A 429-nucleotide genomic window follows, 5' to 3' on the forward strand; every position below is an offset into this window, starting at 1 on the left:
TCCCCTCCCCTCCCCCTTCCCTTTTCCTCCTTTTCTTTTCCCCTTTTTCTCCCCTTTCTTCTTCTTCCCCTTTCCCCCTCCCTCCCCCCTCTCTCTTTCTCTCCTCCCTCTTCTCTTCCCCCTCTTTCTTTTTCTCCCTTTTCCCCTTCCCTCTCTCCTTCTCTCTTCTTTCTTCTCTTTCTCTCTTTCTTTCTCCTTCTTCCTCTCCTCCCTCTTTCTCTCTTTCTTTTTTCCTTTTCCTTCCTTCTTCCCCTCTTTGTTTCCGTCTTCTCCCTTCCTTTTTCTTCCCCCCCTGTCCCTCTCCCCCTCCTCCTCGCGTTCCCTTTCTCCCCTGCGCGTCCCCTTCTCTTTTTCGGCGGCTCCTCGTCTGCCCCCTCCCTCTCCTCTTCCCCTCTCCTCCCCCTTCCCCCCTCGTTCCCCGGTGTCTCT

General features: G+C 55.0%; 1 protein-coding gene. It reads right to left on the bottom strand.

Features of this window, described 5'->3' with window-relative positions; all coding sequences use genetic code 11:
- The coding region (locus KH400_RS29735) for a hypothetical protein (RefSeq protein WP_217228066.1) at positions 1 to 429 on the bottom strand (429 nt) is incomplete at both ends.

The organism is Desertibacillus haloalkaliphilus, assembly GCF_019039105.1.
In the GTDB taxonomy this organism is placed as follows: domain Bacteria; phylum Bacillota; class Bacilli; order Bacillales; family KJ1-10-99; genus Desertibacillus; species Desertibacillus haloalkaliphilus.